The sequence below is a fragment of the Hydrogenophaga borbori genome (genome assembly GCF_003417535.1).
In the GTDB taxonomy this organism is placed as follows: Bacteria; Pseudomonadota; Gammaproteobacteria; order Burkholderiales; family Burkholderiaceae_C; genus Hydrogenophaga; species Hydrogenophaga borbori.
The window spans coordinates 40,665-46,769 of record NZ_QVLS01000018.1 but is presented as its reverse complement, the minus strand read 5'-3'; the positions used below and the strand labels follow the sequence as shown (position 1 = coordinate 46,769).

Sequence of the window (6,105 nt, the reverse complement as noted above, 5' to 3'; positions counted from 1 at the left end):
GATCGCGCCCATCGCCATGGAAGAAGGCCTGCGCTTTGCCATCCGCGAAGGCGGCCGCACCGTCGGCGCCGGCGTCGTGGCCAAGATCATCGAATAAGGAGCGGTGTCCATGGCTGCCACCAAACAGAAGATCCGCATCCGCCTCAAGGCCTTCGACTACCAGCTGATCGACGCATCGGCCGCCGAGATCGTCGAAACCGCCAAGCGCACCGGCGCCATCGTCCGGGGCCCCGTGCCCCTGCCGACGCGCATGCGCCGTTTCGACATCCTGCGTTCGCCGCACGTCAACAAGACCAGCCGCGACCAGCTCGAAATCCGCACCCATCAGCGCCTGATGGACATCGTGGACCCGACCGACAAGACGGTGGACGCGCTCATGAAGCTCGACCTGCCGGCCGGCGTGGACGTCGAGATCAAGCTGCAGTAAGGCCAGAGGCCCTGGTCTGCCGGGTTTTCGCCCGGTGGACTTGCACAAGGAATGCCCGCTGGCTATACTGGCGGGCTTTCCGGCTTTTGGGCCGGATATTTCGTGGCGCCGGCACCCTGGTGCTCGCCATTCAGGCGCGGTCTTCGGGCCGCGCACCATCAGCCCCGGCCAATTGAAGTCGGGAACGGAGAAAACAATGAGTCTGAGCAACTCCCTCGGGTTGTTGGGCCGCAAGGTGGGCATGATGCGCCTGTTCACCGATGACGGGGACGCAGTGCCTGTCACGGTGGTCGACGTGTCGAACAACCGCGTCACCCAGGTCAAAACCCAGGCCAACGACGGCTACGACGCACTGCAAGTCACCTTTGGCAAGCGCCGCGCCTCCCGCGTCACCAAGCCGGTGGCAGGCCACCTGGCCAAGGCCGGTGTCGAAGCCGGTGAACTCATCATCGAATTCCGCGTGACCGCAGAGGTCGCCGCCCAGTACAAGCCGGGCGACGTGGTCGATGTCAACAAGCTGTTCTCGCAAGGCCAGAAGGTCGATGTGCAAGGCACCTCGATCGGCAAGGGCTTCGCGGGCACCATCAAGCGCCACAACTTCGCCTCGCAGCGCGCGTCGCACGGCAACAGCCGTTCGCACAACGTGCCGGGCTCGATCTCCATGGCGCAAGACCCGGGCCGCGTGTTCCCGGGCAAGAAGATGACGGGCCACCTCGGCGACGTCACCAAGACCATCCAGAACCTCGACATCGTGCGCATCGACGAAGCCCGTCAGCTGCTGCTCATCCGTGGTGCCGTGCCCGGTGCCAAGGGCGGTTTCGTCACCGTGCGTCCCGCCGTCAAGGCCAGCGCCGCCAAAGGAGCGAACTGATGCAAGTCGAACTCCTCAACGACCAAGGCCAGGCCGCGTCCAAGCTGGACGTGCCCGAGACCGTGTTCGGTCGTGACTACAACGAAGCCCTGATCCACCAGCTCGTGGTGGCGTACCAGGCGAACGCCCGTCAAGGCACGCGTGCGCAAAAAGACCGCCAGATGGTCAAGCACTCGACCAAGAAGCCGTTCAAGCAGAAGGGCACCGGCCGCGCTCGCGCCGGCATGACCTCCTCGCCGCTGTGGCGCGGGGGCGGTCGCATCTTCCCGAACAGCCCCGACGAGAACTTCACCCAGAAGCTCAACAAGAAGATGTACCGCGCCGGCATGGCGTCGATCTTCTCGCAGCTCGTGCGTGAAGGCCGCCTGGCCGTGGTCGAGTCGATCAAGGTCGATTCGCCCAAGACCAAGCAGCTGGCCGACAAGTTCAAGGCGATGAACCTGAAGTCGTCGGTGCTCGTGATCGCCGACGAGGTCGACGAGAACCTGTACCTGGCTTCGCGCAACCTGGTCAACGTCCTGGTGGTCGAGCCCCGTTACGCCGACCCGCTGTCGCTGGTGCACTACAAGCAAGTGATCGTCACCAAGGCGGCGATCGACCAGCTCAAGGAGATGTTCGCATGAGCACCGCCCAATTCGACGAAGGTCGCCTGATGCAGGTCCTCGTGGCACCGATCGTGTCCGAGAAGGCCACCCAGGCCGCCGAACAATCCAATGCCGTGCTCTTCAAGGTGCTGCGCGACGCCACCAAGCCCGAGATCAAAGCCGCCGTTGAGCTGATGTTCAAGGTGCAGGTCAAGGGTGTGTCGGTCGTGAACCAGAAGGGCAAGACCAAGCGCTTTGGCAAGACCATCGGCCGCCGCGACCACGTGCGCAAGGCCTATGTCACGCTGATGCCCGGTCAGGAACTCAACTTCGGTGGGGAGGCCGCGTAATCATGGCTGTCATCAAGATGAAACCGACCTCGCCAGGCCGTCGCGGCATGGTGAAGGTCACGCGCGAAAACCTGCACAAGGGTGCCGGTTACGCGCCGCTGCTGGAGCCGCAGTTCCAGAAGGCCGGCCGCAACAACAACGGCCACATCACGACGCGCCACAAGGGCGGTGGTGCCAAGCACCACTACCGCGTGGTCGACTTCCGCCGCAACAAGGACAACATCCCGGCGAAGGTCGAGCGCATCGAGTACGACCCGAACCGCACCGCGCACATTGCGCTGCTGTGCTACGCCGACGGCGAGCGCCGCTACATCATCGCGCCGCGCGGCGTCGAGGTGGGCGCCACGCTGCTGTCGGGCTCGGAGTCGCCGATCCGCGTGGGCAACACCCTGCCGATCCGCAACATCCCCGTGGGTTCGACGATCCACTGCATCGAGCTGCAGGTCGGCAAGGGCGCGCAGATGGCGCGTTCGGCCGGTGCCTCGGCCGTGCTGCTGGCCCGCGAAGGCATCTACGCTCAGGTGCGCATGCGCTCGGGCGAAGTGCGCAAGATCCATGTGGACTGCCGCGCCACCATCGGCGAGGTCTCCAACACCGAGCACAGCCTGCGCCAGATCGGCAAGGCCGGTGCCGTGCGCCACATGGGCATCCGCCCGACCGTTCGCGGCACCGCGATGAACCCGATCGACCACCCGCACGGTGGTGGTGAGGGCAAGACCGGCGAAGGCCGCGCTCCGGTGGATCCGTGGGGCAACCTCACCAAGGGTTACCGTACCCGCAACAACCGCCGCACGCAGTCGATGATCGTCTCGCGTCGCAAGAAGTAAGGGGTTGACCACATGACTCGTTCGCTCAAAAAGGGTCCTTTCGTGGACCACCACCTGATGGCCAAGGTCGAGAAGGCCCAGGCCACCAAGGACAAGAAGCCGGTCAAGACCTGGTCGCGCCGCTCGATGGTCCTGCCCGAGTTCATCGGCCTGACCATCGCCGTGCACAACGGCAAGCAGCACGTGCCCGTGTACATCACCGACCAGATGGTCGGTCACAAGCTCGGCGAGTTCTCCCTGACGCGCACCTTCAAGGGGCATCCGGGCGACAAGAAAGCCAAGAAGTAAGGAACCACCATGAGTACGGAAACCCGCTCTGTCGTCCGTGGCGTGCGCCTGTCGGTGGACAAAGGCCGCCTCGTGGCCGACCTGATTCGCGGCAAGAAGGTCGACCAGGCCCTGAACATCCTGACCTTCACCCAGAAGAAGGCCGCCGGCATCGTCAAGAAAGCCCTGGAGTCCGCCATCGCCAATGCCGAGCACAACGACGGTGCCGACATCGACGAGCTGCGCGTCAAGACGATCTACGTCGAACAAGGCACGACGCTCAAACGGTTCGAGGCTCGCGCCAAAGGCCGTGGCAACCGCATCAGCAAACCCACGTGTCACATCTACGTGACGGTCGGCAACTGAGAGGCACAGGAACATGGGACAGAAAATCAACCCGACCGGCTTCCGCCTGGCCGTCTCGCGCAACTGGGCCAGCCGCTGGTACGCCAGCAACCGCGACTTCGCGGGCATGCTGGCCGAAGACATCAAGGTGCGTGAGTACCTGAAGGCCAAGCTCAAGAACGCCGCCGTGTCGCGCGTGGTCATCGAGCGCCCTGCCAAGAACGCCCGCATCACCATTTACTCGGCGCGTCCGGGCGTGGTGATCGGCAAGAAGGGCGAGGACATCGAGAAGCTGAAGAAGGAACTGGCCGTCAAGCTGGGCGTGCCGGTTGCCGTCAACATCGAAGAAGTGCGCAAGCCCGAGATCGATGCCAAGCTGATCGCCGACTCGATCACCCAGCAGCTCGAGAAGCGCATCATGTTCCGCCGCGCCATGAAGCGCGCGATGCAGAACGCCATGCGCCTCGGTGCCCAGGGCATCAAGATCATGAGCGCCGGTCGTCTGAACGGCATCGAGATCGCCCGCACCGAGTGGTACCGCGAAGGCCGTGTGCCCCTGCACACGCTGCGCGCCGACATCGACTACGGCACCTCCGAAGCCAAGACGACCTATGGCGTCATCGGCGTGAAGGTGTGGGTCTACAAGGGTGACACCCTGGGCCGCAACGACGCCCCCGTGGTGGCCGAGCCGCGCGCCGAAGAAGAGCGCCGCCCGCGTGGTCCGCGCCGTGAACGCAGCGAGCGCCCGGCCGGCCCGACCGCCCGCGCCGCCGTGCGCCGTGGCACCAACACCGCCCCGGCCGATGGCAGCGACAAGCCGGCCGAAGCCACGGGTGGTGATTCCAAACCCGCCGTTAAGCGCGTACGCAAAGACGCACCCGCACCTGCAGCTGCGGACGGCAAAGGAGAATAAACATGTTGCAACCCGCTCGTCGCAAGTACCGCAAGGAGCAGAAGGGCCGTAACACCGGCGTCGCCACCAGCGGCGCCACCGTTGCCTTCGGCGACTTCGGCCTGAAAGCCACCGACCGTGGCCGCATCACGGCCCGCCAGATCGAGGCCGCGCGTCGCGCGATCTCCCGTCACGTCAAGCGTGGCGGCCGCATCTGGATCCGTGTGTTCCCGGACAAGCCGATCTCGCAGAAGCCCGCCGAAGTCCGTATGGGCAACGGCAAGGGTTCGGTCGAGTACTACGTGGCCGAGATCCAGCCCGGCAAGGTGCTGTACGAAATCGTGGGCGTGCCCGAAGCGCTCGCCCGTGAGGCCTTCGCCCTGGCCGCCGCCAAACTTCCGCTGCGCACCACGTTCGTGACGCGCCTGCTGGGCCAGTGATTCAGGAGAACACGCTATGAATACTGAAGAACTGCGCCAGAAGGACGCGGCCGGCCTCGAGGCCGAGATCAAGTCGCTGCAAAAGGCCCACTTCAATCTGCGCATGCAGAAGGCCACGCAACAACTCAACAACACCGCCACGCTGGGCGACACCCGCCGTGCGATCGCTCGCGCCAAGACCATCCTGGCCGAGAAGCAGCGCGCAGCCGCCAAGTAAGGAGCCAACCATGACCGAAGCCAAAACCGCCCTCAAGCGCACCCTGGTCGGCAAGGTGGTGAGCGACAAGCGCGCCAAGACCGTGACGGTCCTGGTCGAGCGCCGCGTCAAGCACCCGATCTACGACAAGATCGTGATCAAGTCCAGCAAGTACCACGCCCACGACGAAAAGGGCGAGTACAAGCTGGGTGACCTGATCGAGATCACCGAGAGCCGCCCGATTTCCAAGACCAAGAACTGGGTGGCCAGCCGTCTGGTGCAGAAAGCCGCCATCGTCTGAGTCCGTTTCCCGGACCTGCGCAGCGCGCATCGAAAAAGCGACCGACAATCCGGTCGCTTTTTTGTTTTCAGCCCCCAACCGAACAGGAGAAACCATGATCAAGGTCGGAGACAAGCTGCCCGCCGGCACGCTGATGGAGTACAGCGAGGTCGAAGGCAACGGCTGCAGCATCGGCCCGAATCCGGTCGACGTGCAGAAGGCCGCCGCGGGCAAGACCATCGCCATCTTCGCGCTGCCGGGCGCCTTCACGCCCACCTGCTCGGCCAAGCACGTGCCGGGCTTCGTGCAGCAGGCGGCCGACCTCAAGGCCGCCGGCGTGGACGAGATCTGGTGCATCAGCGTGAACGACGCCTTCGTGATGGGCGCCTGGGCGCGCGACCAGAAAACCACCGGCGTGGTGCGCATGCTGGGCGACGGCAGCGCCGACTACACCAAGGCCACGGGCCTGACGCTGGACCTGACCGCGCGCGGCATGGGGCTGCGCAGCAACCGCTATTCCATGCTCGTGAAGGACGGCGTGGTCAAGACGCTCAACATCGAGGCGCCGGGCAAGTTCGAGGTGAGCGACGCCGGCACGCTGCTGGCCCAGGCCAAGGCGGCCTGAT

The 6,105-nt window shown here is 64.9% G+C and carries 13 protein-coding genes; all 13 read left to right on the top strand.

Annotation, left to right across the window (positions count from 1 at the left end; genetic code table 11):
• The coding region (locus DY262_RS20900; RefSeq protein WP_078453405.1) for an EF-Tu C-terminal domain-related protein at positions 1 to 97 on the top strand (97 nt) is incomplete at its 5' end.
• 12 nt (positions 98 to 109) lie between these two features.
• Entirely contained in the window at positions 110 to 427 is a 318-nt protein-coding gene (gene rpsJ, locus DY262_RS20895) for a 30S ribosomal protein S10 (protein ID WP_070401262.1), read from the top strand.
• Between the two features lie 196 nt (positions 428 to 623).
• Entirely contained in the window at positions 624 to 1,298 is a 675-nt protein-coding gene (rplC, locus tag DY262_RS20890; RefSeq protein ID WP_070401261.1) for a 50S ribosomal protein L3, read from the top strand.
• A complete protein-coding gene (rplD, locus tag DY262_RS20885; protein ID WP_116960984.1) occupies positions 1,298 to 1,921 on the top strand; it encodes a 50S ribosomal protein L4 in 624 nt (207 codons plus the stop codon). The genes rplC and rplD overlap by 1 nt, the downstream gene beginning before the upstream one ends.
• Positions 1,918 to 2,232: a 50S ribosomal protein L23 gene (gene rplW, locus DY262_RS20880; protein WP_070401259.1), complete on the top strand. Its 315-nt coding sequence runs from the start codon at positions 1,918 to 1,920 to the stop codon at positions 2,230 to 2,232. The genes rplD and rplW overlap by 4 nt, the downstream gene beginning before the upstream one ends.
• A gap of 2 nt (positions 2,233 to 2,234) precedes the next feature.
• Positions 2,235 to 3,059: a 50S ribosomal protein L2 gene (rplB, locus tag DY262_RS20875; protein ID WP_070401258.1), complete on the top strand. Its 825-nt coding sequence runs from the start codon at positions 2,235 to 2,237 to the stop codon at positions 3,057 to 3,059.
• A 12-nt stretch (positions 3,060 to 3,071) separates the two neighbouring features.
• The gene (rpsS, locus tag DY262_RS20870; protein WP_070401257.1) at positions 3,072 to 3,347 is read left to right on the top strand and encodes a 30S ribosomal protein S19; all 276 of its coding nucleotides are present in this window, start codon (positions 3,072 to 3,074) and stop codon (positions 3,345 to 3,347) included.
• Positions 3,348 to 3,356: 9 nt separating this feature from the next.
• Positions 3,357 to 3,692, top strand: coding sequence for a 50S ribosomal protein L22 (rplV, locus tag DY262_RS20865; protein ID WP_009519300.1), 336 nt, complete (start codon positions 3,357 to 3,359; stop codon positions 3,690 to 3,692).
• A gap of 13 nt (positions 3,693 to 3,705) precedes the next feature.
• Entirely contained in the window at positions 3,706 to 4,584 is an 879-nt protein-coding gene (rpsC, locus tag DY262_RS20860; RefSeq protein WP_116960983.1) for a 30S ribosomal protein S3, read from the top strand.
• A gap of 2 nt (positions 4,585 to 4,586) precedes the next feature.
• The gene (gene rplP / locus DY262_RS20855) at positions 4,587 to 5,003 is read left to right on the top strand and encodes a 50S ribosomal protein L16 (protein ID WP_070401255.1); all 417 of its coding nucleotides are present in this window, start codon (positions 4,587 to 4,589) and stop codon (positions 5,001 to 5,003) included.
• Between the two features lie 16 nt (positions 5,004 to 5,019).
• Entirely contained in the window at positions 5,020 to 5,220 is a 201-nt protein-coding gene (gene rpmC / locus DY262_RS20850; protein WP_070401254.1) for a 50S ribosomal protein L29, read from the top strand.
• A gap of 10 nt (positions 5,221 to 5,230) precedes the next feature.
• The gene (rpsQ, locus tag DY262_RS20845; RefSeq protein ID WP_070401253.1) at positions 5,231 to 5,500 is read left to right on the top strand and encodes a 30S ribosomal protein S17; all 270 of its coding nucleotides are present in this window, start codon (positions 5,231 to 5,233) and stop codon (positions 5,498 to 5,500) included.
• Positions 5,501 to 5,594: 94 nt separating this feature from the next.
• Positions 5,595 to 6,104, top strand: coding sequence for a peroxiredoxin (locus tag DY262_RS20840; RefSeq protein ID WP_070401252.1), 510 nt, complete (start codon positions 5,595 to 5,597; stop codon positions 6,102 to 6,104).
• The last annotated feature ends 1 nt before the right edge of the window (position 6,105 follow it).

What these genes read in the sequence shown, in the direction of transcription:
- DY262_RS20840 (WP_070401252.1), top strand. Translation starts at nt 5,595, where the DNA reads ATGATCAAGGTCGGAGACAAGCTGCCCGCCGGCACGCTGATGGAGTAC.
- rplV (WP_009519300.1), top strand. Translation starts at nt 3,357, where the DNA reads ATGAGTACGGAAACCCGCTCTGTCGTCCGTGGCGTGCGCCTGTCGGTG.
- rplB (WP_070401258.1), top strand. Translation starts at nt 2,235, where the DNA reads ATGGCTGTCATCAAGATGAAACCGACCTCGCCAGGCCGTCGCGGCATG.
- rplC (WP_070401261.1), top strand. Translation starts at nt 624, where the DNA reads ATGAGTCTGAGCAACTCCCTCGGGTTGTTGGGCCGCAAGGTGGGCATG.
- rplD (WP_116960984.1), top strand. Translation starts at nt 1,298, where the DNA reads ATGCAAGTCGAACTCCTCAACGACCAAGGCCAGGCCGCGTCCAAGCTG.
- rpsC (WP_116960983.1), top strand. Translation starts at nt 3,706, where the DNA reads ATGGGACAGAAAATCAACCCGACCGGCTTCCGCCTGGCCGTCTCGCGC.
- rpsJ (WP_070401262.1), top strand. Translation starts at nt 110, where the DNA reads ATGGCTGCCACCAAACAGAAGATCCGCATCCGCCTCAAGGCCTTCGAC.
- rpsS (WP_070401257.1), top strand. Translation starts at nt 3,072, where the DNA reads ATGACTCGTTCGCTCAAAAAGGGTCCTTTCGTGGACCACCACCTGATG.
- rpmC (WP_070401254.1), top strand. Translation starts at nt 5,020, where the DNA reads ATGAATACTGAAGAACTGCGCCAGAAGGACGCGGCCGGCCTCGAGGCC.
- rplW (WP_070401259.1), top strand. Translation starts at nt 1,918, where the DNA reads ATGAGCACCGCCCAATTCGACGAAGGTCGCCTGATGCAGGTCCTCGTG.
- rpsQ (WP_070401253.1), top strand. Translation starts at nt 5,231, where the DNA reads ATGACCGAAGCCAAAACCGCCCTCAAGCGCACCCTGGTCGGCAAGGTG.
- rplP (WP_070401255.1), top strand. Translation starts at nt 4,587, where the DNA reads ATGTTGCAACCCGCTCGTCGCAAGTACCGCAAGGAGCAGAAGGGCCGT.